Consider the following 26,975-nt stretch of genomic DNA (forward strand, 5'->3'; position numbering starts at 1 on the left):
GCCCGGTGTGGCGCCCCGAAAGCGTCGTCAGGCGGTGACGCCTCCGTCGATGACCAGGTCGTGCCCGATGACGTGGGACGAGGCGTCGGAGGCCAGCCAGAGGATGGTCTCGGCCACTTCCGCGGTTTCGGACACCCGGCCGGACGGCGCGGAGGCGCGCATCCGCTCGGCGCGCCCGGCGGGCGTCTCGCCCGGGAGCAGCGACATCGGCGTGTCGGTGGCGCCCGGGCTGACGGCGTTGACGCGGACGCCGTCGGCGACGTGGTCGAGGGCGGCGGTGCGGGTGAGGACGCTGACCGCCGCCTTGGAGGCCGCGTAGGCCGCGAGGCCGGGACGGCGCCCGTGCACGCCGATGTTGGACGAGACGTTCACGACGGTCCCGCCGCCGTGGGCGCGCATGTGGGCGATCTCGTGCTTCATCGACAGGAACACGCCGGTCAGGTTCACCGCCAGGACCTCGTTCCAGGCGGCGTCGTCGATGTCGGCGACGGGGCCCGCGGCGCCGAAGATCCCGGCGTTGTTGACGGCGGCGTGGAGGCCGCCGTGGCGGCGCGCGACCGCCTCGACCATCCCGGCGGCCGAAGCGGGGTCGGTCACGTCCGCGACGACGTGGTCGGCACGGCCGGAGCCGATCTCCTTCACCGCCTCGGTCAGCGCGGCCTCGTCGCGTCCGGCCAGCACGACGGTCGCGCCCTCGCGGGCGAACGCGTGCGCGGCGGCGCGGCCGATGCCGCCCGCGCCGCCGGTGATGAGAACGATCTTGTTGTCGAATCGCATGCCGAGCTCCCAGAATATTAGAACGAACGGTCTTGAATAGGGCCGAGAGAAGCCCGCCTTCGGGGAGAGAGGGCGGGGTCAGGCGAAGAGGGCGGCGGCCTGGCGGGTCGCGTCGCGGAGGCGGTGGTCGTCGGCGGGGGCGCGGCCGAGGACGCGCATGCCCTGGAACAGGACGAGCAGGAGGCGGGCCAGCGCGCGGGGGTCCTTGTCCGGGGGCAGCTCGCCCTGGGCCCGCGCCCGGGTCAGCGCCGTGGTGAGCGAGGCCTCCAGGAAGTTCCAGCTCGCCTCGACCAGGCGCGCGGCCTCGGGGTCGCGCCCGGCCAGCTCGACCGCGGTGTTCACCACGAGGCAGCCGAGCCGGGGCCGGTCGCGCGCCGACTCCGCGGCGTAGCGCTCGATCAGCGCGCGGACCGCGGGCAGCACGGGCCCGGGCTGCGACAGCGCCTCGGCGATCTTCGGGTCGGTGTCGCGGACGTAGCGTTCGAGGGCCTTCAGGTACAGCTCGCGCTTGCCGCCGAACGTGGCGTAGAGGCTGGCCCGGGCGATGCCGAGATGGGCCACCAGGTCGGCCATGGAGGTCGCCTCGTAGCCGCGCTCCCAGAACAGCTCCAGCGCGCGCCGCAGCGCGGCGTCCGGATCGAACTCCTTCGCCCGTGCCATGCCGACGACGATAGAGCGTTCAAGAACGAGCGGTCAAATATCAGGCCCGCGACGGCATCGGGAGGGACGGGCGGTCCAGGTCCATGACGTCCAGCACCGCGCCGTCGGCGGCGAGCGCCTCCACGACCGGTCCCCGGCGGGCGCCCCAGACCACGACGACGTGCCCGTGCTCGGGGACGTCCAGGATCCGCTTGCCGACCCGCACCCGCGCGACCTCGGCCGAGGCCCGCAGCCGCGCCTCGTTCACCCACTTGGCGCCCCACGGCAGCAGCCGGTTGGCGTTGCGGACCGTGCGGCCCGACCCGTACTTGAGCAGGTGGCGCCCCATCTCCCCGGACGAGCGGCGCGCCAGCGGTTCCTCGGGGGCCGATCCGCCCGCGCCGCCCAGCTCCATCCACTCGCCGTCGCGGCGGTGGAACGTCCAGCCCTCGATGAACGAGGATGCGGAGTCCCCCCACTGGTACAGGAACGTGACAACGGCGATGTCGCCGTCCTTGTCGAGCCCGAGCGGAAGGTAGTCCCGGCCTTCGGCGAAGGCGGCGGGAGCGGGGACGGGAAGGCCGTCCCGGAGGAGCCGCAGGCACTCCTCGTGCACCTCGTGGTCGTTCATGATGGGGGACCTTTGATCGTGCAGGCAGGGCAAAGGGCCCTCCCGCGAGAGGGCCCCACGTGAGGTTCACTCTAGAGGTCCGGCTCGTCTGGTTTCACCCGTCTGGCGTACTCCCGACAAGCCTTTGCCATCCGTCCTTCATCTCATGGTCGATCGCCGGCCCGCGCGGCCTGAGCGCCCGCGAGGCGAGGACGGCGCACAGGGCGGCCAGCGGCAGTTCCACCCCCGCCGCCAGGGCGATCGCCACCGTCCGCTCCGCACCGGGCGCGGAGGTCGTCACGTCGAACCACGCGTCCACGGCAAGCAGCGCCCCGGCCGCGGCGGCGGCGAGGCCGTGGCGCGGATCGCGGCGGACGAGCAGCACGCCGGTGCCGAGCAGCGCGGCGGCCTCCATCGCGTCCAGCCCCACCCAGGCGGCGGACCAGTTCGACACCGTGGCAGTGGACGGCATGGTGGCGGCGAGCATCCACATCCAGGGCACCAGCGCGGCGGCGCCCCCGATGAACGCCCAGCCGAGCCGCCGTCCTCCCTCCCTGCGCCGCGCACCGGCGCCCGGCGGCCCGTACCGTCCGGGACGCGGACGGCGCCGGACGCTGATCGCGGGACGGGGCGAGGGGGGACCGGGGCGGGCGAGGACGGCGACCATGGGGGGCTCCTGCGGACGGTGATCGGTGCGCATCCGCGGTCAGGATGCCTGATCAAAGCCTCGCCGGGATCGGCCGCACGATCAGTAGCGCACCCTTCCGACCGGGGGTGGCACTGGGTTCACCCCCGGCCCTGCACTCTGGTTCATGGCGGCGCCCGAAGTGGGGCAATACGGTTTCCCCATGGCATCCCTCTCCGCGGCCCGGCGTGTCCGCGTGCGCGCTCCGTGGTCGGCCGCGGCGTGGCGCGACACGGTCTTCGTCGTCTCCGGGGTGCCGCTGCAGCTCGCCGGCTGGCTGATCCTCGGATCCCTCTGGACGCTCTGGACGCCGGTGCGGGTGACGCCGATCCTCGTGCTCACCTGCGTGTCGGCGATCCTGCTGCTGCTCGCCCTGCGCCCGCTGACGTCCTGGCAGCGGGAGCGGTGCTGGGCGATGCTCGGCCTCGACATCCCGCGCATGCCCGACTTCGACGGCGGGCGCGCCTGGGACGTCCTGCGCGACCTCCGCTCGCCGGAGCTGTGGCGGGTGCTCCAGTACCACCTGCTGGTCGGGCCGCTCCTCGCCCTCGGCGGGCTGGCCGTCACCGTGGCGTGGACGGCCGGGCTCGCCCTCGCCACGTCCGGGACCTACGCGTGGGCGGTGCACCCCGGCGACCCGCTGTCCGACCACCCGCAGCGCGTCGCCGTGCTCACCGCGGCCGGCGTGCTGCTCCTGGCCGCGGCGCCGTGGGCGGCGGCGGGGGTCCGGCGCCTGGACGCCCGCGCCGCCGCCGCGCTGCTCGGCCCCGACCGCGCGAAGGAGCTCCAGCGGCGCGTCGACGACCTGGCCGAGAAGCGCGCCAGCGTCGTGGACGCCGCCGACATCGAGCGCCGCCGCATCGAGCGGGACCTGCACGACGGCGCCCAGCAGCGGCTCGTCTCCCTCGCGCTCAACCTCGGGCTGGCGCGCGAGACGCTCGGCGGCGTCCCGGACGAGGCCATGCGCGTGATCGTGGAGGCGCACGAGGAGGCCAAGGCGGCGCTGACCGAGCTGCGCGACCTGATCCGCGGCCTGCACCCGGCCGTGCTGGAGGACCGCGGCCTGGACGCCGCCCTGTCCGGCGTCGCCGCGCGGGTGCCGCTGCCCGTCCGGCTCCGCGTCGACATCGAGCCGCGCGCCTCCTCCACCGTCGAGGCCGTCGCCTACTTCGTCGTCTCCGAGGCCCTCACCAACGTGGTCAAGCACGCGCGCGCGAAAGAGGTGGACGTCCGCGTCGCCCGCCTCGGCGACGTGCTGCGGGTGACCGTCCGCGACGACGGCGCGGGCGGCGCCGACCCGTCCGCCGGGACCGGACTGACCGGGCTCGCGCGCCGCGTCCGGTCCGTGGACGGTACGTTCCGGATCACCAGCCCCGCGGGGGGCCCGACGACCGTCACCGTGGAGTTGCCGTGCGCATTGTGATCGCCGAGGACTCGGTCCTGCTGAGGGCCGGGCTGATCAAGGTCCTGGAGACCTCCGGGTTCGAGGTCGCCGCGGCCGTCGGCGAGGCCGAGGGGCTGCTGGCCGCCGTGCGCGAGCACCGCCCCGACGCGGCGATCGTGGACGTCCGGATGCCGCCCGGCTTCACCGACGAGGGCGTCCGCGCGGCGCTGGTGATGCGGCGCGAGACGCCCGAGACCGCGGTGCTGCTGCTGTCGCAGTACGTCGAGGAGCGGTACGCGGCGGACCTGCTGTCGACCAGCACCAGCGGGGTCGGCTACCTGCTCAAGGACCGCGTCGCGGACGTGTCGGGGTTCCTCGACGCGCTGCGCAGGGTCGCCTCCGGCGGCACCGCCCTGGACCCCGAGGTCGTCTCGCAGCTGCTGCTGCGCCGGCACCGCGACCCGCTCGACCGGCTCACCCCGCGCGAGAAGGAGGTGCTCGCCCTCATGGCCGAGGGACGCTCCAACGCGGGCATCGCCGCGGCGCTGGTGGTGAGCGAGAGCGCGGTCGCCAAGCACATCAACAGCATCTTCGCCAAGCTCGACCTCCCGCATGCCGAGGGCGACCACCGCCGCGTCCTCGCCGTGCTGCGCTTCCTGGACGGCGAGGGGTGACGGCCCCGGCCGCCCCGGACCGGCCGCGCCGCCGCGGCGTCTGGATCGCGCTGGCGATCGCGACGGCGCTGGTCGTGGCCGCGCCGATCGGCCTCACGGCGTTCGGCCGCGCCGTCAAGCGGACGGCGACGTCCATGACCCCCTACCCGCAGCCGATCCGGGAGGTGCGGCTGGACGTGGGCAACGCGGAGATCTCGGTCGGTCCGGGATCGGACGGCGGGACGCGCGTCTACAAGGACCTCCACTGGGGGCTGAGCAAGCCCGAGCTCACCGAGTCGCTGGTGGACGACATCCTGTTCGTCACCTTCCGCTGCCCGGGTCCCGACCGGCTGGGCGTCGGGTGCGGGGCGGACATCGACGTCCAGGTCCCGGCCGGGGCGCGCGTGTCGGCGGTCGCCGGCTCCGGGAGCATCGACGTGCGCGGGGTGACCGGCGACCTCGACCTGCGGACCGGGTCCGGGGAGATCGACGTGACCGGGGCGCGCGGGCGGCTGCGGCTGCTGGCGAGGTCCGGGACGATCAACGGCCGCGCGCTCGCCTCGACGAAGACGCAGGCCGACGTGTCGTCGGGCACCCTCGACCTCCGCTACGCCGAGCCGCCGGGCTCGGTCGACGCCTCCGCGGGCTCGGGCACCGTGAAGATCATCGTTCCGCCGGGCTCGCGCTACCGGGTCGCCGGGTGGACGGGCGCGGGCAACGCCCACCTCAACCCGGCCGTCTACGACGACCGCTCGCCCCGCCTGATCTCCGTCCGCAGCGGTTCGGGCGAGACCTGGGTCGACTACCGCGATGACTAGGGCGAACGGGACGATCCGGAGCGATGAGCATCACACCGGGCGGATTTGCGTCATCGGTGTGCGGCCGGTTAACTGCTGGCATGCCTTCCGTACGCCCGTGCCGTGAGCACCGCCCGCCGATGCGGCGGGCCATGCGGCGTACGTGTTGCCGGCGAATGTGTGACCGCTGAGGGCCCCCGCCTGAGACTCGCGCCCCGAAGCGAGCGAACTCCGAACCCCCTGGAGTCGCGCATGTTCTTCCAACGCCACCTGCTGAGCCACGCGCCGTACCCGCCCGGTCGCTCCTGACCCGCGCGGCGCCTCCTCGGCGCGTCCTCTGACGCCCGGCGCGTCCCGATCGCCGACCCGTCCCGAACGCCGCCGCCCGTCCGGCGGCCCCCGTCCGCATGGGTGATTCCCTGTGATTCAGATCGAAAAACTTCGAAAGGTCTACCGCGGCCGCGGCCGCGAGGTGACCGCCGTCGACGGCGTCGACCTGACCGTCGCCGAGGGCGAGGTCTTCGGCGTGCTCGGCCGCAGCGGCGCCGGAAAGAGCACCCTGCTGCGCTGCGTCAACCTGCTGGAGCGCCCGGACGAGGGCCGCGTGGTGGTCGGCGGCCGGGACCTGCTCGCGCTGCGCGGCGGGGAGCTGCGCCGGGCGCGCCAGGGCATCGGCATGATCCACCAACATTTCGGCCTGCTCGGCAGCAGGACCGTCGCCGGGAACGTCGCGTTCCCGCTGGAGGTCATGGGCGTCCCGCGCGCCGAGCGGACCGGGCGCGTCGCCGAGCTGCTCGACCTCGTCGGGCTCACCGAGCACGCGAAGGCCCACCCCGCCCAGATCTCCGGCGGGCAGAAGCAGCGCGTCGGCATCGCCCGGGCGCTCGCGGGACGGCCGAAGGTGCTGCTGTCGGACGAGGCGACCTCGGCGCTCGACCCCGAGACGACCGCCTCGATCCTGGAGCTGCTGCGCGACCTCAACCGCCGGCTCGGCCTCACGATCCTGCTCATCACCCACGAGATGGAGGTGGTGAAGCGCATCTGCGACTCGGCCGCGGTCATGCGGGAGGGCCGGTTCACCGAGTCCGGGCCGGTGCCCGCGCTGCTCGCCCGTCCGGGCTCGGAGCTGGCGCGCGGCCTGTTCCCGCTGCCCGCCGCCGAGCCCCGCGAGGGCAGGACGCTGGTCGAGGTCACCTTCACCGGCGGCGCGACCGACGAGCCGTTCGTGTCGGCGCTCGCCCGCAAGTACGCGCTGGACGTCAACATCCTCGGCGGCGCGGTGGAGACGGTCGGCGGCGAGCGCTTCGGCCGGCTACAGCTCGAACTGCCCGGCGAGCCGGAGGCCAACGCCGCGCAGCTGGCGTTCCTGCGCGAGTCCGGCCTCGCCGTGGAGGTCGCGAACCCGGTGCGGGCGGCGAACCCGGTGCAGGCCGCGAACCCGGTGCAGGCCGCGAACCCCGTACAGGAGGACACCCGATGAGCTGGGACGAGGTCATGCCGCTGCTGTGGCCCGCCACCCGCGAGACCCTCTACATGACCGGCGTCGCGACGCTGTTCACCGCCGTCCTCGGGCTGCTGCTCGGGGTGCTGCTGGTGATCACCGAGCGGGGCGGGCTGCTGCCCGCGCCGCCGGTCAACGGCGTGCTCGGCGTCGTGGTCAACATCGGCCGGTCGCTGCCGTTCCTGATCCTGATGGTGGCGATCATCCCGTTCACCCGGGCGGTCGTCGGCACCAGCATCGGCAACGCCGCCGCGATCGTCCCGCTGACGGTCGGCGCCATCCCGTTCTACGCGCGGCTCGTCGAGATCGCGCTGCGCGAGGTCGACCCGGGCGTCCTCGCCGCGGCGGACGCGATGGGCGCCACCCGGCGCGAGATCGTCGGCAAGGTCCTGCTGCGCGAGGCGCGGCCGGGCCTGGTGTCCGGCCTGACCGTCACCGTCATCGCGCTCATCGGCTACACGGCCATGGCCGGGACGGTCGGCGGCGGCGGGCTCGGCAACCTCGCCGTCGTCTACGGCTACGAGCGCTTCGAGACCAAGGTCATGGTCTCCACCGTGGCGCTGCTGGTCGTCATCGTCCTGATCATCCAGGCGGCGGGGGACCTCGTCGCCCGCCGCCTGACCCACAAGTAGCACCGACCCCACAGAGAAAGGCACCCCTCGTGCTTCGCAGACTCACCGCCGCGCTGGCCTCCGCCGTCCTCCTCGCGGGCCTCACCGCCTGCGGCTCCTCGTCGGCGTCCGACGACCCGGACGCCCCGCTGAAGGTCGCGGTCAACCCCGTCCCGCACGGCGACATCCTCAAGTACGTCAAGGACGACCTGGCGGGCAAGGCCGGGCTCAAGCTGGAGATCGTCACCTTCAGCGACTACCAGCAGCCCAACACCGCGCTGAAGGAGAAGCAGGTCACCGCCAACTACTTCCAGCACGTGCCGTTCATGGAGGAGTTCGAGAAGAAGTCCGGGACGAAGCTGGCGTTCGTCGCGCCCGTGCACCTGGAGCCCCTCGGCGTGTACTCGAAGAAGGTGAAGAGCCTGCAGGCCGTCCCGCAGGGCGCGACCGTCGCCGTGCCGAACGACCCGGCGAACGAGGGCCGCTCACTGAAGCTGCTCGCCGACAACGGCCTGATCACGCTGAAGCCGGACGCGCCGACCAGCGCGACCGAGCGGGACGTCGCGAGCAACCCCAAGGGCCTGAAGTTCAAGCCGCTCAAGGCCGCGCAGCTTCCCCGCTCGCTGGAGGACGTCGACCTGTCGGTCATCAACGGGAACTACGCCATCGAGGCGGGGCTCGCCCCGAACAGGGACGCGCTCGCCGCCGAGAAGGCCGAGGGCAACCCCTACGCCAACGGCATCGTGACGCTGCCGGAGGACAAGGACGACCCGCGCGTGAAGAAGCTCGTCCAGCTGCTGCAGGGCCCCGAGGTGAAGAAGTTCGTCGAGGACAAGTACAAGGGGTCGGTGCTGATCGCCTCCTGATCCGGCTTCGTCCCAGGCCCGGGCCGTTCTCCGAACCCCGGAAAGCGGCGCGGACTGTCCGTCGGTCCTGATAGGACAAGTGCCGACGATCAGGCGAAGGGGACTCATGGCCATTTATCAGCACCTTGAGGAGTACGTCGGCCTGCCGGTGGCCACGTTCAACGAGGACACCGGCACCGAGGAGGAGGACGGCACCGAGGACGACGACGGCCGCGGCGCGGGCACCGATCCCGTCAGCGGGGAGGACTTCCCGCCCGCGGGCGAGGCCGCCTGGTTCGTCGGCACCTCCTTCGACGAGGAGCCGTTCGGCGACGTCTGGGCGCGGTTCATGGAGACCGTCGACACCACCGAGGTGACGGCGCTCATCATCGGCTACTGGGGCGCGTCCTACGAGCTGGAGAACGTCCCCGACCCGGTGCAGATGCTGACCGGGGCGGCCGCGTCGTTCCCGAAGCTGCGGTCGCTGTTCCTCGGGGACATCACCGGCGAGGAGGCGGAGATCTCCTGGATCGAGCACGGTGACATCACGCCCCTGTTCGCCGCGTTCCCCGACCTGGAGCGGCTGGAGGTGCGCGGCGCGCAGGAGCTCGTCCTCGACCCGGTCAAGAGCGACAGGCTGAAGGTGCTGCGCTTCGAGTCGGGCGGGCTGCCGGCGCGGATCGTCCGCGCCGTCGGCGCGAGCGAGCTGCCCAACCTGGAGCACCTCGACCTGTGGCTCGGCGAGGCGAACTACGGCGGCGACGCCACCGTCGCCGACCTCGCGCCGTTCCTGTCCGGCGAGCGGCTGCCGGCGCTGCGCCACCTCGGCCTGGAGGACAGCGAGATCCAGGACGAGGTCGCGGCGGCGGTCGCCGGCGCGCCGGTCGTCGCCCGGCTGGAGTCGCTGAGCCTGGCGATGGGCGTCCTGACCGACCGGGGCGCCGAGGCGCTGCTGGCCGGCCAGCCGCTCACCCACCTGCGCAAGCTGGACCTGCACCACCACTTCCTGTCCGACGCGATGATCGAGCGGGTGCGGGCGGCGCTGCCCGGCGTCGAGGTCGACCTGGACGACCAGGAGAAGCCGGACGGCGACTGGCACTACATCGCGGTGTCCGAATGATCCAGCAACGCCTGTCCACGTTCGCGGGGCTGCCCGTCCACACCTTCGACGGCGAGCCGGACGGCCCGCTGCCGGACCCGGGCGAGGTGGCCTGGGGCGTCTACCACCACGTCCACGACAACGGCGCGTGGGGCGCGGAGGTCCCCGAGAACCTCGACCTCCTCCTGAAGACGGTCGACACCTCCAAGGTCACCCACCTCGTCATCGGCTTCTGGGGGTTCTCCCGCGAGGAGTTCGACCCGGTGCAGTGGCTGGTGGACAACGCCGGGCGCTTCCCCCGCCTGCGCGCGCTGTTCCTCGGCGACATCCTCGACTGGGAATGCCACATCTCCTGGATCCAGAACGGCGACATCTCGCCGCTGTTCGCGGCCTTCCCAGGGCTGGAGCACTTCGAGATCCGGGGCGCGTCCGACCTGCGGTTCGAGCCCCTGCGCCACGAGCGGCTGAAGGCCCTGCGGATCGAGTCCGGCGGGCTGCCGGCCGAAGTCGTGCGGGCGGTCGCGGGCGGCGACCTGCCCGCACTGGAGCACCTGGACCTGTGGATCGGTTCGGAGCAGCACGGCGGGTCGTCCTCGGCCGAGGACTTCGCGCCCTTCCTCACCGGCGAGCGGTTCCCCTCCCTGAAGCACCTCGGCCTGGAGAACGGCCCGTTCCAGGACGAGCTGGCGGAGGCCCTGGCGAGCGCGCCGGTCGTCGCCCGGCTGGAGTCCCTCAGCCTGGCGATGGGGATGCTGTCCGACCAGGGAGCGGAGGCCCTGCTGTCCGGGCAGCCCCTCACCCACCTGCGCAGCCTCGATCTGCACCACGCCTTCCTGAGCGAGCCGATGGCCGAGCGGCTCCGTGCGGCGCTGCCGGGCGTCGACCTCGATCTCACCGACGCGCTGGGCGAGCCGGCGTGGCGGGACCAGGAATGGCTCTTCAGCGACTCCTACGTCGCGGTGTCGGAATGACGCTCGCCGTGGTCGGCGCGCCCGGCGACCGGCGTCCCGCGCTGTTCGCCGCGGCGTGCCGGTCCGCCGGGCTGCCCGAACCCCGGCTCGTCCCCTGGACGGACGTGCTGCGCGGCCTCCCGCTCTCCTTCGAGGCGGGCGAACTGGTCCGCGTCGACTCGCCCGGTGAGGACGCCGGGGCCGACGCGCTGCTGCGCGGCCCCGGCGCGCCCGAGCGGGTCGGCGGCGGGGCGCGCTGGCACCGGACGTTCACGGCGGCGCTGCGGCGGCTGTCGTCGGCGGCCTCCGCCGCCTGCGCCCGCGTCCTCGGCGACGTCGACGAGATCGCGGTCATGTTCGACAAGCGGCTGACCCATGCCCGGCTGCTCTCCGCGGGTGTCCCCGTCCCGGTCGCCCTGCCCGAGGTCGACGGGTACGCGGCACTCCGCTCCCGGATGGACGAGGCGGGCGAGCGGCGGGTGTTCGTGAAGCCGGCGCACGGGTCCTCCGCCTCCGGGGTGGTCGCGCTCCAGACCGCGCCGGGCCGCGTGCGGGCCGTGACGTCGGCGTCGCTGACCGGCGGCCGGCTGGTCAACTCGCTGCGCGTCCGCTCGTACGAGACCGAGGACGAGGTCGCGACGCTGATCGACCTGCTCGCGCCGGACGGCCTGCACGTCGAGCGGTGGCTGCCCAAGGCGGCGCTCGGCGGGCGCGTGTTCGACCTGCGCGTCGTCGTCATCGGCGGCGAGCCCACGCACGCGGTCGTCCGCACCAGCCGGACCCCGATGACGAACCTGCACCTGGGCGGCTCCAGGGGGGACCTGGAAGCGGTGAGGCACGCGCTCGGGGAGGACGGCTGGAGACGGGTCCTGGACGTGTGCGCGCGGGCCGCCGCCTGTTTCCCGGGCAGCCCGATGGTCGGCGTCGACCTGCTCGTGGGCTTCGGGTTGAAGCGGTTCGCGGTGTGCGAGGTGAACGCCTTCGGCGATTTGCTGCCCGGGCTGACCGGCCTGCCGGGAAGCTCCGCCGAGGGCTTGGACACCTATGGCGCCCAGGTCAGGTCGCTGGTGCAGGCATGCACGACATGAACGACATCATCGGCAGCCACGACGTGCTGCTGGTGACCCTCGACACTCTGCGCTACGACGTGGCCGCCGAACTGGCCGCGGCGGGGGAGACCCCCACGCTCGCCGGGCTGCTTCCAGAAGGCCGCTGGGAGCGCCGCCACACACCCGGCAGTTTCACCTACGCCGCGCACGCGGCGATGCTGGCCGGCTTCCTGCCGACGCCCGCGTCGCCCGGCCCGCATCCGCGCCTGTTCGCCGGAGCCTTCCCGGGCAGCGAGACCACCGCCCCCGGCACGTGGACGTTCGACGCCGCCGACCTGCCGACGGGCCTTGCGTCGGCTGGCTACCACACGGTCTGCGTAGGCGGCGTCGGGTTCTTCAACAAGCTGACACCGCTCGGGTCGGCGTTGCCGTCCCTGTTCGCCGAAAGCCACTGGGAGCGCGGGTTCGGCGTGACCGACCCGGAGTCGCTGCCCAACCAGATCGACCGGATCGCCGAGGTCGTGGCGCGGCTGCCTGCCGAACGGCGCCTGTTCCTGCTGCTCAACGTCGCGTCCCTGCACCAGCCCAACTGGTTCTACCTGGACGGCGCCACAAGCTCGAACGGAGACACCCGTGCGAGTCACGCCGCCGCCCTCCGGCATGTGGACGCGCACATGGGCAGGTTGTTCGCACTGATGCGCCGGCCGTGCTTCGTCATCGTCTGCTCCGACCACGGAACGGCGTACGGCGAGGACGGCCACACGGGCCACCGCATCGGCCATGAAGTCGTCTGGACCGTTCCGTACGGGGAGTTCGTTCTGTCGTGAATCCATACCAGGCGTACGTGTACGCCTACCCGCACAAGACCGCCTACCGTCCGCTGCGACCGGCGCCCGGGCTGCGCGACGTATGGGCGGGGGAGTCGCTCGACGCACTCTTCCTGTACCTGCACGTCCCCTTCTGCGAGATGCGGTGCGGCTTCTGCAACCTCTTCACCCGCACCGGCGCGCCCGAGGAGCTGACCGGCGCCTACCTCGACGCGCTCGACCGCCAGGCGACCGCCGTCCTGGACGCCCTGGACGGCGCCGCCTTCGCCACCGCGGCCTTCGGCGGAGGGACGCCGACCTACTTCACCGCGTCCGAGCTGGAACGGCTCTGCGGCATCGCCGGACGCTTCCCCGGATTCGGGTCGATCCCGCTGGGCGTGGAGACGTCCCCGGCGACCGCCACCACCGACCGGCTGACCGTCCTCGCCGAACACGGCACCACCCGCGTCTCCATCGGTGTGCAGAGCTTCCTGGACGAGGAGGCGCGCGCGGCCGTCCGGCCGCAGAAGCGCGCCGAAGTGGAGGCCGCGCTGGACCGCATCCGCGCCGTGGGGTTCCCGATCCTCAACATCGACCTCATCTACGGCATCGACGGCCAGACACCCGCGACGTGGCTGCACTCCCTGAACGCCGCTCTCACATGGCGTCCGGAGGAGATCTACCTGTACCCGCTCTACGTCCGCCCGCTGACCGGCCTCGGACGCCGCGCCCAGGACTGGGACGACCAGCGCCTCACCCTCTACAGGCTCGGCCGCGACCACCTTCTCGGCGAAGGCTACGAGCAGGTGTCGATGCGGATGTTCCGGCTGCCGTCATCGGGCGCGGGCGGCACGGAGTACTGCTGCCAGACCGACGGCATGGTCGGCCTCGGCTGCGGTGCACGCTCCTACACCTCCCGCCTCCACTACTCGTTCGAGTACGCGGTCGGAGCCGGGCAGGTCCGTTCGATCATCGACGACTACGTGCGCGAGACCGACTTCACCACCGCCCGCGTCGGATTCACCCTGGACGACGACGAACGCCGCAGGCGGCATCTCGTCCAGTCCCTTCTGCAAGCGGCCGGCGTCGACCTGCGCGCCTACCGTGCGCGCTTCGGGAGCGACCCGATGGACGACTTCCCCGCCGACCTGAAGCCGTTCGCCGAGCGGGGATGGCTGGAGACCTCCGAAGACGTCCTCCGGTTGACCCCCGAAGGGCTCGCCTACTCCGACGCCGTCGGCCCGGCGCTCTTCTCCTCGAGCGTGCAGGCGCTGATGGCGTCCTACGAGGCGCGGTGATGGACCATCTGACGATCCTCTACCGGGGGCCGCTCGCCAGCTGCGACTACGACTGCCCGTACTGCCCGTTCGCCAAGCGTCGCGACACCCCGGAACAGCTTCGCGCCGACCGCGCCGCGCTCGAACGGTTCACGGAGTGGGTGTCGGGCTGCGACCATCGCGTCTCGGTCCTCTTCACGCCGTGGGGCGAGGGGCTCGTCCGCTCCTGGTACCGGCGCGCCCTGACCGGCCTCAGCCGCCTTCCGCAGGTGGACCGGGTCGCGATCCAGACGAACCTCAGCCACCGCGTCTCCTGGACGGCCGACGCCGACCTCACACGGCTGGCGCTGTGGGCGACCTACCACCCCGGCCAGGTCCCCTACGAGCGGTTCCTGGGCAAATGCCATGACTTGGCGGAGCGCGGGGTCCGCTTCAGCGTCGGCATCGTCGGCCAGCCGGAGCACCTCGACGCCGCCCGCCGCCTCCGGGCCGACCTTCCCGCCGGCACCTATCTCTGGGTCAACGCGGCCGAGGGGCGCACCTACGACGACGCCGAGGCCGCCTCCTGGACCGAGATCGACCCGCTGTTCCCCGTGAGCCGCCACCCGCACGCCAGCCGCGGCCTTTCCTGCCGGACGGGCGACACGGTCGTCTCGGTGGACGGCGACGGCACGGTGCGCCGCTGCCACTTCGTCCCGTCCGTCCTGGGCAACCTCTACGACGGCTCGTTCCGTGCCGCCCTGGCGCCCCGCCCGTGCCCCCTCGACACGTGCGACTGCCACATCGGCTACGTGCACCTCGAACCCCTCGGCCTCTACGACACCTTCGCCGGCGGCATCCTCGAACGCATCCCCGCCCTGCTCGACCAGCCCTGACCGCCGTTCAGCGCCCCCGGCCCTGACCCGGAGCTTGGTCTTGCCCGCTCCGCCCGTCCGGATCGGCGGCGTAGCGGCCGGCGAGTTCGGCGCCGATCCGGGCGAGTTCGCGCTGGACGGTGCACGGCTCAACGACGTCGAGCAGCGTGCCCCAGCCGGCGAGGTGGCGGGCGATGTCCAGTGGCGTCGGGGCGGCGAGACGCACCCGGACACGCCCGTCGCCCGCCTCGCCGTCGGTGTGGCAATGCCGCCCGAACTGGTCGCGCAGGACAGGCACGAACCGCTCCTCGACGAGCACGGTCGCCCACGTCCGCGAGCGTCGGCTCTCGATCTCGTCGGTGACCTCCTGCCAGGCGGTGGCGAGGGTGAAGTCGCCGGGGCGTTCGGCGGGAAGGCCGGTCGGCTCGGCCCGGGTGATCCGGTCGACGCGGAAGGTCCGCCGGCCCCGCTCGGTGCCCGCCAGCAGGTACCAGACGTCGTCCTTGTCGATCAGGCCCCACGGGTCGACCAGGCGTTCCGACGGTTCCCCGGTGCGGCCGGCGTAGGTCAGGCGGACCCTGAGGCGGCGGATCACGGCGGTCTGCAGCAGGTCGACCATCGCGGGCCGGGGACGGTCCCGCTCACCCCACCGGACGGGGTCGACGAACGTCGCGTCCATGGCGGCCTCGGCATCGGTGCGGAAGGTCCGCGGCAGAGCTCCCATGAGCTTGCGCAGCGCGGCCCTGGCCTCGGGCGAGACGGCGGCGGCGGGGCCGACCAGCAGGAACAGGGCCCGCGCCTCGGCCGCCGTCAGACCGCTGAGGTCGGTGCGGGCGCCGCCGACCAGCTGCCAGCCGCCGCCGCGGCCCGGCTGCGGGTAGACCGGGACGCCGGCCGACGCGAGCGCCTCCAGGTCGCGGCGGGCGGTGGCCACCGACACCTGGAGCTCGGCCGCCAGGTCGGCGGCGGTCACACGGCCGCGGACCTGCAACAGCAGCAGGACGGCGACGAGGCGGTCAGCGCGCATGAACCCGGATTTCCGCAGAAAGTGCTCAGAGGATGAGCACTTTACCCGGAAGCATGGAAGGCGTCGCCCACCGAGAGGGGAACCACCGATGATGCATTTCGCGGACGCCGCCGAGTGGGAGGCGTGGCTGGCCGAGCACCACGAGAGCGGGGACGGCGCCTGGCTGAAGATCGCCAAGAAGGGGTCGGACGCCGCCTCCGTCACGATCACGCAGGCGCTGGAGATCGCGCTGTGCTACGGCTGGATCGACAGCCATCGCCGGACCCACGACGAGCGCTTCTACCTGCAGCGGTACTCGCGCCGCCGCAAGGGGGGCTCCTGGTCGCGCAAGAACGTCGAGCGGGTGGAGGCGCTGACCGCCGCCGGGCGGATGCGCCCGCCCGGCCTGGCCGAAGTCGCCGCCGCCCAGGCGGACGGACGGTGGGCGGCCGCCTACACCGCCCAGCACGACGCCACCGTCCCGCCCGACCTCGCGGCAGCGCTCGCGACCTGCCCGCAGGCCGCCGCCCGCTTCGAGGCGCTCGACAAGACGTCCCGCTACCTGATGATCCTGCCGCTGCTCAAGGCCCGGACCCCGGCCGGGCGCGCCACCCGCCTGAACAGGGCGCTCTCCGAGTTGCAGGACCGCTGAAACCGATCGCCGGAACCGTGGCGGTTTCGACCGGTGTCCGGCCGGAACCGCTTGCCGGATTCAGGTCTGCTTCTCGGGGTGGTAGTCGGCCTCGTCGACGCCGAACGTCCACGCGACGCCCGCGCGCGCCGTGCGGGTGTCCGGCGGGACGCGCAGGTAGTAGGTGCGGTGGGTCCCGTCCGGTTCGGGGGTCGAATTGACCACCTCCACCATGACCACCGGCTCGTCGCCCGGCAGTTCGATCGACCACAGGACGCCCGTCTCGTCCCGGTGCAGGGGACGCGCGCCGGTCTCGGCCAGATACCGGTCGTAGCCGAAGATCTCCAGCATCACGCGGCGCAGCTCGGCGTTCTGCTCGGAGGAGATGCGGTCGGGCGTCAGGTTCTTCAGCGACGCGACGAAGCCCGCCGGGATCGGCATGCCGCGCCAGGCGTGCAGCGCGAACCCGTCCGGGTAGGCGAGGGCGGGGCCGTCCCCGCGGTGCAGCCGCCCGGGCTCGTCGCGGTACAGCTCGCTCGGCCGCTCCGACAGGATCACCAGCCGCTCGTAGGGCCACCACCAGCCGGCGGACCGGGCCACCTCCGCCAGGCCGGCCAGCCGGCCGTCGAGCCGTCCGAGCGACTCGAACAACGCCAGCCACGGTGCGTCGTGCTGGCCCAGGACGGCGTCGAGCGTGGCCGCGCGCAGCAGCGATTCTGCCTCGCGCTTCTCCTGGGTCGACCGCCTTCTCCGCGCACCGAGGGACCGGCCGGTCGCCTGCTCGCCGCACGCCCCGCGCACGCGCGCGACGAGTGCCTGCACCTGGTCCCACAGGAGCCCGCCGGTGTCGGCCCACGTGCGCGGCCACTGCTCCGGCCCCTGCTCGGAACACGCCGCCGCACGTTCGGCCTCCCAGGGGCGGGTGCGCACGTCCGTCAGGACGCTCGGCCCGGCCGCGAGGTCACCGAGGTCGGCGCGGGCATGTTCGAGGAGGTCGTCGAGCCCCGCCGCCTCCAGCGCCTCGCCGTGCCCGGCGATCACGGCCGCCGCGACGGCGCCGCGCGCGGGGGAGGGCACCCACAGGTACCGCTCGGGGGGCTTCAGCCCGGCGGAGGCGTAGGCCGCGGCCACGCCCGCCTCGGCACGGGCCCGGTCGGCGGGGCCGGTGGCGAACCCGGCCGCCTGCCAGTCGCCGACGACGAAGTGGGTCTCGCGTACCGTTCCGGTGAGCATCCCGCCTCCTCAGTCGGCCACGACGCGGACGGAACCGGGCACGTACTCGCGCTGGCGGATCACCCGGTACCAGCCCTTGGGCAGGGTGATCGCCGCGTGCTCCTCGTGCACCAGGCGCCCGCCGGACGGCAGGTGCAGGTGGTCCGGCACGAGCGGGTCGGGGGTGCGCAGCAGCGTGCCGGGCGCGGCCAGCGCGTGCGCGTGCCCGGTGGCCTCGCCGAGGGCGAGCACCATGCGGCCCCGGCCGTCGCGCGGGGACGGCGGCAGCTCGCGGACGGACTGCGGAACCGTCTCCTCGGGCACGGGCAGGATCAGGACGTCTCCCTGTCGGTACATGCGGCGAACGTAACGCCCGCCACCGACAGAACCCGCCCCCCGACGAGGGCGGCGGGGGTCAGAAGCCGCGGGTCCGGCGGGCGGCGGGGCGGGCCCAGCGGCCGGACGCGCTCAGCCCGACGTGCTGGAACGCGCGGACGAGTTCGCCGCCGAGGTTCACGCCGGCGCCGAGGGCGAGCGCCACGGACACCGCTCCGATGAGGCTCAGCACGCCCGCCTGCGGCGAACCGGTGTTGAGCTCGACCATGCCCCGGTAGAGCGCGGTCCCCGGCAGCAGCGGGCCGATGGCGGGGACGACGAACGGCATGACGGGCTCCCCGTGCCTGCGGGCGAGCCAGCTCGCCATCACGCCGACGATGGTGGCGGCCACGGCGGCGGCCAGGACCGGTGGAACGTGCCATCCGCGGGCCAGCACGAAGAGCACCCAGATCAGCGCGCCGCCGAGGGCGACGGTGGTCAGCACGTCCCGCGGGGCGGCCAGGGACACCGCGAACGACAGCGAGATGGCGGCGGCGGCGATGACGGCGACGGGCTCCAGGCTCGCCGACGGGGTGGGCAGGTGCCGGACGTCGATCGGCACGCCCATGCTGACCGCGGCGTACACCACGGCGCCCAGCCCGGCGACGATCGCCGCGATCATGAAGAAGACCTCCAGCATCCGCGCGCCGGCGCTCACCAGGTCGCCGGTGATGCCGTCCTGGATGCTCGCCACCAGCGGGCGCCCCGGAAGCAGCGCCAGGATCGAGCCGGTGACGATCGTGGCGGCCTGGCCGGGGTTGCCCAGCGCCACCACCCCCGCGGCCGCCGCCGCGCCGATCGCCGCGGCCACCGCGAACTGGAAGAACTCCGCGATGCCGCGGCGCGCCAGCGCGGCGGCCGTGCGGTCGCCCAGCATCGTGGCGACGAACGCGGTGGTCGCCACCAGCGGTCCGCCGCCGGACAGCACGCTGCCCGAGGCGGCGATGAGGCCGAGGGACACCACCAGCAGCCAGGTCGGGTACGGAGGGCCGCCCCTCTTGATCTCCGCGAGCCGCTTGTGGGCCTCCTCCAGTTCGAGCATGCCGATGGAGGCGTCCTGGACGAGCTGGTGCAGCGCCGTGAGCCGCCAGTAGGCCGGGGTCCGCCGCCGGATGGAACGCGCGCTGGTCATCGGCGCCGCGCCCCCTCCCGGATGCGCCGAGACGAGGATGCTCGTCAGGGTGACCTGCACCTCGCACCGGGGGAGTTCGAAGGCCACGCCCAGGCCGAGCATGGCCTCGTTCACGCGCTCGGTGGTCTCGCCGCTGGCCAGGAGGAGCTCGCCCACCCGCAGGACGAGGTCGATGGCCCGCGGGTCGACGACCTCGCCGGGCTCGTCTTCGGGCGGTTCCGGGGGCGACCCGTCCATGAGGACCTGCCATGTCCGCCGCAAGCGATCAGCCGCGCCCATACCCCCGCCGGTGTCCCTTCCCGCCCATGAACCGATCTTGACTGGCAGGCTACCCACCAGCCCGGTGTCCCCAATCCGTGGCCTGCGTCCCACCCCTTCCGCAGAGGTCGACCGCCCGCGCGGGCGGCGGCCGGGACGCCGGGTGCCGCCGCGTCCACCTGCTGAACCAGAAGAGTGACCGGCTGGTTCGCCGTCCGGCGCCCGTCCGTGGACGTGGGCCGGCGCTCCAGGGTGTTGGTTCCCCGATCGGTGAGCACGACCCGCACGGTTCCGCACTCGTCGGCGTCACCGCGCGGGCGCCGGGCGCCGACCCCCCAAGAGGGCCTCCGCTGTTTTCCACAGAACTCGATTCTGGTGTGGTGTGCTCCGAAGCACTGGTAGCAAGGACGCATGAGTTCTTCGGACGGTCTGCGCGACGAGGCCGAGCGGTGCCTGCGCGCCCTCGCCGGTGACCACGCGCGCCTGCGCGACGACCAGTGGACGGCGATCAGCGCGCTCGTCGTCGAGCGGCGGCGCGCCCTCGTCGTCCAGCGGACGGGCTGGGGCAAGTCCGCCGTCTACTTCGTGGCGACCCGGCTGCTGCGCGAGCGCGGCGCCGGCCCGACCGTGATCGTCTCGCCGCTGCTGGCGCTGATGCGCAACCAGATCGACGCCGCCGAGCGGGCGGGCATCCGCGCCCGCACGATCAACTCCTCCAACACCGGCGACTGGGACCAAGTCTTCGCCGAGGTGGAGGAGGGCGCGGTCGACGTCCTGCTGGTGAGCCCCGAGCGGCTTAACAATCCCGATTTCCGCGACCTCGTCCTCCCCAAGCTCGCCGCGGGCGCCGGGCTGGTCGTGGTCGACGAGGCGCACTGCATCTCCGACTGGGGCCACGACTTCCGCCCCGACTACCGGCGGCTGCGCACCCTGCTGGCCGAGCTGCCGCCCGGCATCCCGGTCCTCGCCACCACCGCGACGGCCAACGCCCGCGTCACCAAGGACGTCGCCGAGCAGCTCGCGGGCGACGACGCGCTGGTCCTGCGCGGCCCCCTCGAACGCGACTCGCTGCACCTCGCCGTGGTGAGCCTCCCCACCGCGGAGCAGCGCATCGCCTGGCTGGGCGAGCACCTCGGCGACCTCCCGGGCAGCGGCATCATCTACACCCTCACGGTCGCCGCGGCCCACGAGATCACCGCGTGGCTCCGCGACCGCGGCTACGAGGTGGCCGCCTACTCGGGCCAGACCGAGCAGGCCGAGCGCCTCCAGGCCGAGCGCGACCTCCACGACAACAAGCTCAAGGCCCTCGTCGCCACCAGCGCCCTCGGCATGGGCTTCGACAAGCCCGACCTCGGCTTCATCGTCCACGTGGGCGCCCCGCAGTCCCCGGTGGCCTACTACCAGCAGATCGGACGCGCCGGCCGCGGCGTCGACCGCGCCGAGGTGATCCTGCTGCCCGGCCGGGAGGACCGCGACATCTGGGCCTACTTCGCGAGCCTCGCCTTCCCGCCGGAGCACATCGTCCGCAGCACGCTGGACGTCCTGGACTCCGCCGGCCGCCCGCTCTCCACCACGGCCCTGGAACCGCTGGTCGACCTCAACCGGGCCCGCCTGGAGATGATGCTCAAGGTGCTCGACGTGGACGGCGCCGCCCGCCGCGTCAAGGGCGGCTGGACGTCCACCGGCGAGCCCTGGTCCTACGACCGCGAGCGCTACGAGCGCGTCACCGCCGAACGCCGCCGCGAGCAGCAGGCGATGCTCGACTACATCGCGGCCACCGGCTGCCGCGAGGAGTTCCTGCGCCGCCAGCTGGACGACCCCGACGCGGGCCCCTGCGGCCGCTGCGACAACTGCACCGGCCGCCACCGGCCCACCGACGTCACCCGGGAGAGCGCGGACCGGGCCCGCGACCGCCTGCACCGTCCCGGCGTCGACATCGCCCCCCGCCGCATGTGGCCGACCGGCGTCAAGGACGACCTGGGCGTCTCCGGCCGCATCAAGCCCGAGCTCCAGGCCGAGACGGGGCGGGCGCTCGGCCGCCTCACCGACATCGGCTGGGGCAACCGCCTGCGCGACCTGTTCGCCGCCGGCGACACCGAGGTCCCCGCCGACCTGGTGGACGCCGTCGTCCAGGTCCTCGCCGCCTGGGACTGGGCGGCCCGCCCCACCGGCGTCGTCACCATCGGCTCCCGCTCCCGCCCCCGCCTGGTCACGACGTTCGGGCAGCGCATCGCCCAGATCGGCCGCCTGCCCTACCTGGGCGAACTGGTCCCCGTCGGCGAGCCCGTGCCGCGCCGGCACAACAGCGCCCAGCGGCTCCGCTCCGTCTGGCACAGCCTGACCATCCCCACCGACCTGGCGGAGGCCCTGGCCGACAACCCCGGCCACATCCTCCTGGTGGACGACCGCATGGAAACCGGCTGGACGATGACCGTGGCGACCCGCCTGCTGAAGGAGTCCGGCGCCCGCTCGACCCTCCCCCTGACCCTGGCCACCCCCACCTGACCCGCACCCGAACCCCCACGCCCGCCCGGTCGCGTAGGCGGGTCTTGCGGTGGCTGCATCGGGGCCCTCGGGGCCCCGATGCCGGCCCGGCGGGGGTGTGCCGCCCGCGCGCCCCCGTGGGCGCGGGCGGGACGTTCTCGGGCCGGCCCGTGCGCGCGGCCCCGCGCACGGGCCGGCGTCCGTTCCCGGCGCCGCGGCGGAGAAGAGCCGCGGCGAACGGGAGACCAGGGCGCCGGGCGGCGGCCCCGGCGGCCGGCACCGCCGGGGCACGCCCGGGAGCGCCGCCGTCCTGGGAGTGGGACGGGTGACGGCGGCGGTGGAGCGGCTCGAGGGAAAGTGTTCTAGAGGTTAGAAAACTCTGTCCAGTTGTTTAGGAGAACATCTTGAGATAAGTTCAGGCGGAAATGTCATCATTTCCCGCTTAGTTGGCCCCGCGGCCATTTCCGTGGGTCCCCGGAAGAGGTAGTAATGTCCCTCCCCGTGCCCCCGACCCTCGACTCGCTGCTGGACTGTCCGCCCGGCCTGCTCGACATGACGTTCGACCAGCTGCGGACCCTGCTGGTGGTGCACGAGACCGGTTCGGCGCTGCGGGCGGCCCGGGTGCTGGGGCGCGAGCAGTCGAGCGTCCAGAAGCAGCTCGACACGCTGAACCGCAACAGCCAGGTGCTGTGCGGGGAGGTCCTGACCGTCCGGCAGGGGCGCGGGAAGGACTACCTGTTCACGCCGACCGGGGAGACGACGGTCGAACTGGCGCGCACGACGTTCGAGAAATGGCTGGAGTCCATTCACTGGAGCCGGCGCCGCCTCGGCCGCATGCTGACGGTCGGCACCACCGAGTTCACGCTGCCGATCGTCTCCCGGGCCTGGGACCGGGTCTCGGAGGAGTTCCGGCAGCGCGAGGTCGAGTTCAAGGTCGCCCACGTCCGCACCAAGGACCTGTGGTCGCGGCTGGAGACCCGCCAGGTCGACCTCATCTGCGGCAGCATCGTCAGCACCCCGGAGGGCGACCTGCGCCTCCAGGAGTACGAGGTCGTCGAGTACGCCCGGGGCCAGGCGCTGCTGCTCACCAATCTGCCGGAGGGCGAGCTGCCCGGCACGCCGGTGCAGACCAGCCGCCTCGGGCGCATCCCGCTGGTGGTGCCGCCCGCCGGGCTCGTCGCCGACCTGCTCGCCACCTGGTACGGGACGAACTTCCGCGAGCGGCTCAACGTCGTCGCCGACATCGACGACGTGCACTACGGGCTGTCGCTGCTGCGATCCGGGTTCGTGCGCGGCTGCATGATCGTCACCGGTTCGATCGGGCGGGGCATGGCCGCGCAGGAGGACCCCGACGCCGTCCCGCTCCGTGCGATCGGGCTGGACGACGACCTGGAGCCCAGGGCCGAGTTCATGACGGGCGCGTTCGTCCGCCGCGCCGACCTCGAACGCTACGACGCGGGCCACCCCCTGAACCGCCTCTGGGACGCGGTCAGGGAGGACGTCCGCACCTACACTCCGCTCGCCTGAGCGGCCCCGCCCTACTTGATCTGGTTGTCGACCACGTCGAGGGTGGGGCGGGCGCCCAGGTGCTGCATGGCGCGGGCGGCCAGGCGGCAGCCCGCGGTGAGGGCGTCGGCCGGCTGCTTGCCGTCGAGCCACGGCGGGAGGAACCCGGCGATGAACGCGTCGCCGGCGCCCGTGCCGTCGATGATCTTCTCGACGGGCTCCGCCGCGACGGTGACCGGCTCGGGACGGCCGTTGGTGTACCACAGGGCCCCGTCGGCGCCGTTCGTGATCACGACCTGCGGGTACCAGGCGGTCAGCACCTTGGCGGCCTGCTCGGGCGTGTCGCGGCCGGTGAGGATCTCGGCCTCCTTGGCGTTGACGACCAGGAGGCGGGCGCCCTGCGTCCACTCCAGGAAGGGCTCGGCGCCCATCCGCTTGAGCGGGGAGGACGAGCCGCCGTCCACGGAGACCGACATCTGCGTCTTGCGGGCGATCTCCAGGGTGTGGATGGCCGCCTTGCGGGACCCCTCGTTGATCAGGGCGTAACCCGACAGGTGCAGGTGGGTGCCGCCGGAGAACAGGTCCTTGCAGCGCTCGATGTCCTCCGGGAGGAGGGCGGCGTTGGCGCCGGGGTCCGACAGCATCGTCCGGTCGCCCTTGTGGGTGACCATGACCACACAGGTGCCGGTGGGACGTTCCTGGTCCATGACGAGGCGGGCGTCGACGCCGTAGCCCATCAGCTCCATGTCCCGGTTCCGGCCGGCGATGTCGGAGCCGCGGCGGCCGACGAAGGCGGCGTCGGTCCCCTCCACGGCGAGCCATGCGGCCACGTTGGCGCCGGAGCCACCCCCGTGCGTCGTCACGGCGGCGGGCGTGTCGCTCCCCTTGGCCAGGGGATACGCGGCACGCGCCACGGTGTCTGTCATAAGATCGCCGACCACGACCACGCGCGTCATGGAGTCATCACCTCGATCAACACGGCCCGCGCGAGCGGCAATTCTTGGACGTGTGCTCGACCGTAACAGCTTCGGAGCCCGGATTAGGTCTCGAACGCGCAGCGAAACCGAGGAAGCCGGTTTTTTCGTCGCGGGACCGTGACGCATCCGTGCCTTACCCTCGGGTACGTGACCGAGCGTTATCCGGATCAGTGGGAGGCCGACGTCGTCCTCAGCGACGGCGGGACGGCCCATCTGCGCCCCATCTGCCCCGAGGACGCCGATCTCCTGCGCGCGTTCCACGCGCGGCTGTCCCCGGAGTCGATCTACTACCGGTTCTTCTCGCCGCGCCCCCGGCTGTCGGACCGCGAGATCGAGCACTTCACCACCGTCGACCACGACCGGCGCGCCGCGCTGATCGCCACGATCGCGGGGGAGATGGTGGCGGTCGTCCGCTACGACCGGCTCGCCGACCGGCCGGAGACGGCGGAGGTGGCGTTCCTGGTGGAGGACGCGCACCAGGGCCGCGGGCTCGGCGCGGTGCTGCTGGAGCACATCGCGGCGGCGGCCCGCGAGCGCGGGGTGCGCCGGTTCGTGGCGAGCGTCCTGCCCGACAACCGCCGGATGACCCGGGTGTTCCGGGAGGCCGGGTACCGGGCGGAGCAGCGCTTCGAGGAGGGCGTGATCGAGCTCGTCCTCGACCTGGAGCCGACCGACACCTCGCTGGAGGTCATGACGGCGCGCGAGCACCGGGCAGAGGCGCGCTCGATACAGCGGCTGCTGTTCCCGCGGTCTGTGGCGGTGGTCGGGGCGAGCCGGGCCGAGCACAGCGTCGGCCGGACCGTCCTGCGGAACCTGCTCGCCGGGGACTTCAGCGGGCCCGTGTACCCGGTGCACCCGACGGCGGTCGCGGTGGCCGGGGTCCGCGCGTACGCGTCCGTCCTGGAGATCCCGGACGACGTGGACCTCGCGGTCGTGGCGGTGCGGGCCGACGCCGTCCACGAGGTCGTGGAGGAGTGCGCGGGCAAGGGCGTGCGGGGGCTGGTCGTCGTGTCGTCCGGCTTCGGCGAGGTCGGGGAGGAGGGACGGGCCGCCCAGGAGCAACTGGTGCGGCTCGCGCGCGCCTACGGGATGCGGGTCGTCGGCCCCAACTGCCTCGGCATCGCCAACACCGACACCGACGTGCGGCTGAACGCGACCCTGGCGCCGACCATGCCGGGACGGGGCCCGGTGGGGTTCTTCTCCCAGTCCGGCGCGCTGGGCATCGCCATCCTGCAGCGGACGGCCGCGCGCGGTCTCGGGCTGTCCACGTTCGTCTCGGCGGGGAACCGGGCGGACGTCTCCGGCAACGACCTGATGCAGTACTGGGAGGAGGACCCGGCGACCAGGGCCGTCCTGCTGTACCTGGAGTCGCTGGGCAACCCCCGCAAGTTCGCGCGGCTGGCGCGCAGGCTCGGCCGCCGCAAGCCGATCGTGGCGGTGAAGAGCGGGCGCAGCACGCAGGGCGTCCCGATCGGGCACGCGGCGCGGGCGCTCACACTGCCCGACCACGCGGTCAGCGCGCTGTTCGAGCAGGCCGGCGTGATCCGGGTGGACGACCTGGCGGAGCTGTTCGACGTGGCGCAGGTGCTGGCCTACCAGCCGCTCCCGGCCGGCGACCGCATCGCGATCATCGACAACTCCAACTCGCTGGGCCTGCTGGCGCAGGACGAGGCCGTCGCGCTCGGGCTGGAGGTCCGGCCCCGCATCGACCTCGGTCCCCGCGCCGACGCCGACGACTACGAGGCCGCCCTCGCCGGCGCGCTGGACGACGACACGGTCGACGCGGTAGTGGCGCTGTTCACGCCCCCGACGATCGGCGGCTACGACGTGCGCGTCCCCGAGAGGATCCTGCGGCTGGCCGCCGAGGGCCGCAAACCGATCGTGGCGACCTATCTCGGCACCGAGGGAATGCCCGCCGACCTGCGCGTCACCGGCCCGGACGGGATGCCCGCGGAGGGCTCCGTGCCGTCCTACACGGCGCCCGAGGACGCCGTCCGGGCGCTGGCGTACGTGATCCGGTACGCGCGGTGGCGGCGGCGCCCGCCCGGCCGCATGCCGGTGTTCGAGGACGTGGACCGTGCCAAGGCGCGGGAGCTGGTCGCCGGGTGGCTGGGCGACGGCGGCCCCGTGGAGGTCGCGCCGGAGCAGGCGGCGGAGCTGCTGGCCTGCTACGGCATCCGGCTCGCGGGCGGGACGGACGGCGTGGCGACCCGCATCGTCGTCAGGGAGGACCCCTCGTTCGGCGCGCTGATCTCGTTCGGGATCGCCGACGAGACCGCCGAGCTGCTGGACGACCGCGCCTACCGCCTGTCGCCGCTGGCGGACGCGGAGGCGGCGGAGATGATCCGCGCGATCCGCACGGCCCCGCTGCTGCTGGGGCACCGCGGCGCCGATCCGGTGAACCTCGGGGCGCTGGAGGAGCTGCTGCTGCGCGCGTCCCGCCTCGGCTACGACCTTCCGGAGGTGGCGCGGCTGGAGCTGAGCCCCGTCATGGTGGGTCCGTCGGGGGTCGCGGTGCGGGCGGCGACGCTCACGCTGGAGCGTCCCCTGGGGCCGCGCCCCGAACTGGAGCCGCGCCGCCTGTGACTCGGGCCCGGAGGCCCGGGGCCTGGACACCGGCCCCGGGCCTCCGGCGTGCCCGCCGTCAGCCCGGGGGCGGGGGAGGGCTGGGCTCCGGCGTCGGCGGGACGGGATCGGGCGCGGGGCCGGGCGGGATCGGCTCGGGCCCCGGCGGGGGCGGGGACGGCTCCGGCGGCGGGCCGGGCGGCACGGGATCGGGCGCGGGGCCGGGCGGGATCGGCTCGGGCGGCCGCGGCGCGGGGCCCGGGGCGGGGCCGGGCGGCGGCTCGGGGGGCAC

General features: G+C 73.5%; 26 protein-coding genes. 16 read left to right on the forward strand and 10 right to left on the reverse strand.

Going from position 1 to position 26,975, the window contains the following annotated elements:
• Positions 1-27 precede the first annotated feature (27 nt).
• The 4 genes from ABD944_RS37750 to ABD944_RS37765 all read right to left on the reverse strand — a co-directional run bounded on the left by ABD944_RS37750 (position 28) and on the right by ABD944_RS37765 (position 2,726).
• Positions 28-777 (reverse strand): SDR family NAD(P)-dependent oxidoreductase, encoded by a 750-nt coding sequence (locus ABD944_RS37750; RefSeq protein ID WP_345185605.1) that lies wholly within the window; start codon positions 775-777, stop codon positions 28-30.
• A 78-nt stretch (positions 778-855) separates the two neighbouring features.
• Positions 856-1,437, reverse strand: coding sequence for a TetR/AcrR family transcriptional regulator (locus tag ABD944_RS37755; protein WP_345185609.1), 582 nt, complete (start codon positions 1,435-1,437; stop codon positions 856-858).
• A 40-nt stretch (positions 1,438-1,477) separates the two neighbouring features.
• Positions 1,478-2,047, reverse strand: coding sequence for a hypothetical protein (locus ABD944_RS37760; RefSeq protein WP_345185615.1), 570 nt, complete (start codon positions 2,045-2,047; stop codon positions 1,478-1,480).
• A gap of 94 nt (positions 2,048-2,141) precedes the next feature.
• The gene (locus ABD944_RS37765) at positions 2,142-2,726 is read right to left on the reverse strand and encodes a hypothetical protein (protein WP_345185618.1); all 585 of its coding nucleotides are present in this window, start codon (positions 2,724-2,726) and stop codon (positions 2,142-2,144) included.
• Between the two features lie 148 nt (positions 2,727-2,874).
• Here ABD944_RS37765 and ABD944_RS37770 point away from each other — a divergent pair, with 148 nt between their 5' ends.
• From ABD944_RS37770 to ABD944_RS37825, 12 genes are all read left to right on the forward strand, one after another.
• On the forward strand, positions 2,875-4,134 hold the full coding sequence (locus ABD944_RS37770; RefSeq protein WP_345185621.1) for a sensor histidine kinase: 1,260 nt from the start codon (positions 2,875-2,877) through the stop codon (positions 4,132-4,134).
• A complete protein-coding gene (locus ABD944_RS37775; RefSeq protein ID WP_345185625.1) occupies positions 4,122-4,769 on the forward strand; it encodes a response regulator transcription factor in 648 nt (215 codons plus the stop codon). Before ABD944_RS37770 ends, ABD944_RS37775 begins: the two co-directional genes overlap by 13 nt.
• Positions 4,766-5,566: a DUF4097 family beta strand repeat-containing protein gene (locus ABD944_RS37780; RefSeq protein ID WP_345185628.1), complete on the forward strand. Its 801-nt coding sequence runs from the start codon at positions 4,766-4,768 to the stop codon at positions 5,564-5,566. Before ABD944_RS37775 ends, ABD944_RS37780 begins: the two co-directional genes overlap by 4 nt.
• A gap of 400 nt (positions 5,567-5,966) precedes the next feature.
• Positions 5,967-7,025 carry a methionine ABC transporter ATP-binding protein gene (locus ABD944_RS37785; protein WP_345185631.1) on the forward strand — a complete coding sequence of 353 codons (1,059 nt, stop codon included), beginning with the start codon at positions 5,967-5,969 and terminating at the stop codon, positions 7,023-7,025.
• Entirely contained in the window at positions 7,022-7,678 is a 657-nt protein-coding gene (locus ABD944_RS37790; RefSeq protein WP_345185634.1) for a methionine ABC transporter permease, read from the forward strand. Before ABD944_RS37785 ends, ABD944_RS37790 begins: the two co-directional genes overlap by 4 nt.
• A gap of 29 nt (positions 7,679-7,707) precedes the next feature.
• A complete protein-coding gene (locus ABD944_RS37795; protein WP_345185638.1) occupies positions 7,708-8,523 on the forward strand; it encodes a MetQ/NlpA family ABC transporter substrate-binding protein in 816 nt (271 codons plus the stop codon).
• Between the two features lie 106 nt (positions 8,524-8,629).
• The gene (locus ABD944_RS37800; protein ID WP_345185641.1) at positions 8,630-9,622 is read left to right on the forward strand and encodes an STM4015 family protein; all 993 of its coding nucleotides are present in this window, start codon (positions 8,630-8,632) and stop codon (positions 9,620-9,622) included.
• Positions 9,619-10,572 carry an STM4015 family protein gene (locus ABD944_RS37805; protein WP_345185643.1) on the forward strand — a complete coding sequence of 318 codons (954 nt, stop codon included), beginning with the start codon at positions 9,619-9,621 and terminating at the stop codon, positions 10,570-10,572. Before ABD944_RS37800 ends, ABD944_RS37805 begins: the two co-directional genes overlap by 4 nt.
• The gene (locus tag ABD944_RS37810; RefSeq protein WP_345185645.1) at positions 10,569-11,639 is read left to right on the forward strand and encodes an STM4014 family protein; all 1,071 of its coding nucleotides are present in this window, start codon (positions 10,569-10,571) and stop codon (positions 11,637-11,639) included. The genes ABD944_RS37805 and ABD944_RS37810 overlap by 4 nt, the downstream gene beginning before the upstream one ends.
• Positions 11,627-12,427: an STM4013/SEN3800 family hydrolase gene (locus ABD944_RS37815; RefSeq protein WP_345185647.1), complete on the forward strand. Its 801-nt coding sequence runs from the start codon at positions 11,627-11,629 to the stop codon at positions 12,425-12,427. The genes ABD944_RS37810 and ABD944_RS37815 overlap by 13 nt, the downstream gene beginning before the upstream one ends.
• The gene (locus ABD944_RS37820; protein ID WP_345185650.1) at positions 12,424-13,704 is read left to right on the forward strand and encodes an STM4012 family radical SAM protein; all 1,281 of its coding nucleotides are present in this window, start codon (positions 12,424-12,426) and stop codon (positions 13,702-13,704) included. Before ABD944_RS37815 ends, ABD944_RS37820 begins: the two co-directional genes overlap by 4 nt.
• Positions 13,704-14,558, forward strand: coding sequence for an STM4011 family radical SAM protein (locus ABD944_RS37825; RefSeq protein WP_345185652.1), 855 nt, complete (start codon positions 13,704-13,706; stop codon positions 14,556-14,558). The genes ABD944_RS37820 and ABD944_RS37825 overlap by 1 nt, the downstream gene beginning before the upstream one ends.
• A 7-nt stretch (positions 14,559-14,565) precedes the next feature.
• Here ABD944_RS37825 and ABD944_RS37830 read toward each other — a convergent pair whose 3' ends face one another.
• Complete coding sequence (locus ABD944_RS37830; protein ID WP_345185654.1) at positions 14,566-15,564, reverse strand: helix-turn-helix transcriptional regulator; 999 nt, start codon at positions 15,562-15,564, stop codon at positions 14,566-14,568.
• An 88-nt stretch (positions 15,565-15,652) separates the two neighbouring features.
• Between ABD944_RS37830 and ABD944_RS37835 the strand changes: the two genes are divergently transcribed.
• Positions 15,653-16,195 (forward strand): YdeI/OmpD-associated family protein, encoded by a 543-nt coding sequence (locus ABD944_RS37835; RefSeq protein ID WP_345185657.1) that lies wholly within the window; start codon positions 15,653-15,655, stop codon positions 16,193-16,195.
• Positions 16,196-16,255: 60 nt separating this feature from the next.
• On the opposite strand, the gene ABD944_RS37840 is transcribed toward ABD944_RS37835, so the two are convergent.
• From ABD944_RS37840 to ABD944_RS37850, 3 genes are read right to left on the reverse strand one after another with little or no spacing between them, the layout of a single operon-like run.
• Positions 16,256-17,407 (reverse strand): DUF6745 domain-containing protein, encoded by a 1,152-nt coding sequence (locus ABD944_RS37840; protein WP_345185660.1) that lies wholly within the window; start codon positions 17,405-17,407, stop codon positions 16,256-16,258.
• A 9-nt stretch (positions 17,408-17,416) separates the two neighbouring features.
• Positions 17,417-17,743, reverse strand: a complete 327-nt coding sequence (locus ABD944_RS37845; RefSeq protein WP_345185666.1) for a hypothetical protein — start codon at positions 17,741-17,743, stop codon at positions 17,417-17,419.
• A gap of 58 nt (positions 17,744-17,801) precedes the next feature.
• On the reverse strand, positions 17,802-19,130 hold the full coding sequence (locus ABD944_RS37850; RefSeq protein ID WP_345185670.1) for a threonine/serine exporter family protein: 1,329 nt from the start codon (positions 19,128-19,130) through the stop codon (positions 17,802-17,804).
• A gap of 432 nt (positions 19,131-19,562) precedes the next feature.
• Here ABD944_RS37850 and ABD944_RS37855 point away from each other — a divergent pair, with 432 nt between their 5' ends.
• Entirely contained in the window at positions 19,563-21,656 is a 2,094-nt protein-coding gene (locus ABD944_RS37855; protein WP_345185673.1) for a RecQ family ATP-dependent DNA helicase, read from the forward strand.
• A 468-nt stretch (positions 21,657-22,124) separates the two neighbouring features.
• Entirely contained in the window at positions 22,125-23,162 is a 1,038-nt protein-coding gene (locus ABD944_RS37860; protein ID WP_345185677.1) for a LysR family transcriptional regulator, read from the forward strand.
• An 11-nt stretch (positions 23,163-23,173) separates the two neighbouring features.
• Here the strand turns inward: ABD944_RS37860 and ABD944_RS37865 are convergent, their stop codons facing one another.
• Complete coding sequence (locus tag ABD944_RS37865; RefSeq protein ID WP_345185680.1) at positions 23,174-24,097, reverse strand: carbohydrate kinase family protein; 924 nt, start codon at positions 24,095-24,097, stop codon at positions 23,174-23,176.
• Between the two features lie 168 nt (positions 24,098-24,265).
• Here ABD944_RS37865 and ABD944_RS37870 point away from each other — a divergent pair, with 168 nt between their 5' ends.
• On the forward strand, positions 24,266-26,704 hold the full coding sequence (locus tag ABD944_RS37870; RefSeq protein WP_345185683.1) for a bifunctional acetate--CoA ligase family protein/GNAT family N-acetyltransferase: 2,439 nt from the start codon (positions 24,266-24,268) through the stop codon (positions 26,702-26,704).
• Between the two features lie 58 nt (positions 26,705-26,762).
• Here ABD944_RS37870 and ABD944_RS37875 read toward each other — a convergent pair.
• Positions 26,763-26,975: hypothetical protein (locus ABD944_RS37875; protein WP_345185685.1), on the reverse strand; the 213-nt coding region annotated here is incomplete at its 5' end.

The organism is Actinomadura verrucosospora (genome assembly GCF_039540335.1).
Classification (GTDB): domain Bacteria; phylum Actinomycetota; class Actinomycetes; order Streptosporangiales; family Streptosporangiaceae; genus Spirillospora; species Spirillospora verrucosospora.

What these genes read in the sequence shown, in the direction of transcription:
- ABD944_RS37750 (WP_345185605.1), bottom strand. Translation starts at nt 777, where the DNA reads ATGCGATTCGACAACAAGATCGTTCTCATCACCGGCGGCGCGGGCGGC.
- ABD944_RS37755 (WP_345185609.1), bottom strand. Translation starts at nt 1,437, where the DNA reads ATGGCACGGGCGAAGGAGTTCGATCCGGACGCCGCGCTGCGGCGCGCG.
- ABD944_RS37760 (WP_345185615.1), bottom strand. Translation starts at nt 2,047, where the DNA reads ATGAACGACCACGAGGTGCACGAGGAGTGCCTGCGGCTCCTCCGGGAC.
- ABD944_RS37765 (WP_345185618.1), bottom strand. Translation starts at nt 2,726, where the DNA reads ATGCGCACCGATCACCGTCCGCAGGAGCCCCCCATGGTCGCCGTCCTC.
- ABD944_RS37770 (WP_345185621.1), top strand. Translation starts at nt 2,875, where the DNA reads ATGGCATCCCTCTCCGCGGCCCGGCGTGTCCGCGTGCGCGCTCCGTGG.
- ABD944_RS37790 (WP_345185634.1), top strand. Translation starts at nt 7,022, where the DNA reads ATGAGCTGGGACGAGGTCATGCCGCTGCTGTGGCCCGCCACCCGCGAG.
- ABD944_RS37800 (WP_345185641.1), top strand. Translation starts at nt 8,630, where the DNA reads ATGGCCATTTATCAGCACCTTGAGGAGTACGTCGGCCTGCCGGTGGCC.
- ABD944_RS37805 (WP_345185643.1), top strand. Translation starts at nt 9,619, where the DNA reads ATGATCCAGCAACGCCTGTCCACGTTCGCGGGGCTGCCCGTCCACACC.
- ABD944_RS37810 (WP_345185645.1), top strand. Translation starts at nt 10,569, where the DNA reads ATGACGCTCGCCGTGGTCGGCGCGCCCGGCGACCGGCGTCCCGCGCTG.
- ABD944_RS37815 (WP_345185647.1), top strand. Translation starts at nt 11,627, where the DNA reads ATGCACGACATGAACGACATCATCGGCAGCCACGACGTGCTGCTGGTG.
- ABD944_RS37825 (WP_345185652.1), top strand. Translation starts at nt 13,704, where the DNA reads ATGGACCATCTGACGATCCTCTACCGGGGGCCGCTCGCCAGCTGCGAC.
- ABD944_RS37830 (WP_345185654.1), bottom strand. Translation starts at nt 15,564, where the DNA reads ATGCGCGCTGACCGCCTCGTCGCCGTCCTGCTGCTGTTGCAGGTCCGC.
- ABD944_RS37835 (WP_345185657.1), top strand. Translation starts at nt 15,653, where the DNA reads ATGATGCATTTCGCGGACGCCGCCGAGTGGGAGGCGTGGCTGGCCGAG.
- ABD944_RS37840 (WP_345185660.1), bottom strand. Translation starts at nt 17,407, where the DNA reads ATGCTCACCGGAACGGTACGCGAGACCCACTTCGTCGTCGGCGACTGG.
- ABD944_RS37845 (WP_345185666.1), bottom strand. Translation starts at nt 17,743, where the DNA reads ATGTACCGACAGGGAGACGTCCTGATCCTGCCCGTGCCCGAGGAGACG.
- ABD944_RS37850 (WP_345185670.1), bottom strand. Translation starts at nt 19,130, where the DNA reads ATGGACGGGTCGCCCCCGGAACCGCCCGAAGACGAGCCCGGCGAGGTC.
- ABD944_RS37855 (WP_345185673.1), top strand. Translation starts at nt 19,563, where the DNA reads ATGAGTTCTTCGGACGGTCTGCGCGACGAGGCCGAGCGGTGCCTGCGC.
- ABD944_RS37860 (WP_345185677.1), top strand. Translation starts at nt 22,125, where the DNA reads ATGTCCCTCCCCGTGCCCCCGACCCTCGACTCGCTGCTGGACTGTCCG.
- ABD944_RS37865 (WP_345185680.1), bottom strand. Translation starts at nt 24,097, where the DNA reads ATGACGCGCGTGGTCGTGGTCGGCGATCTTATGACAGACACCGTGGCG.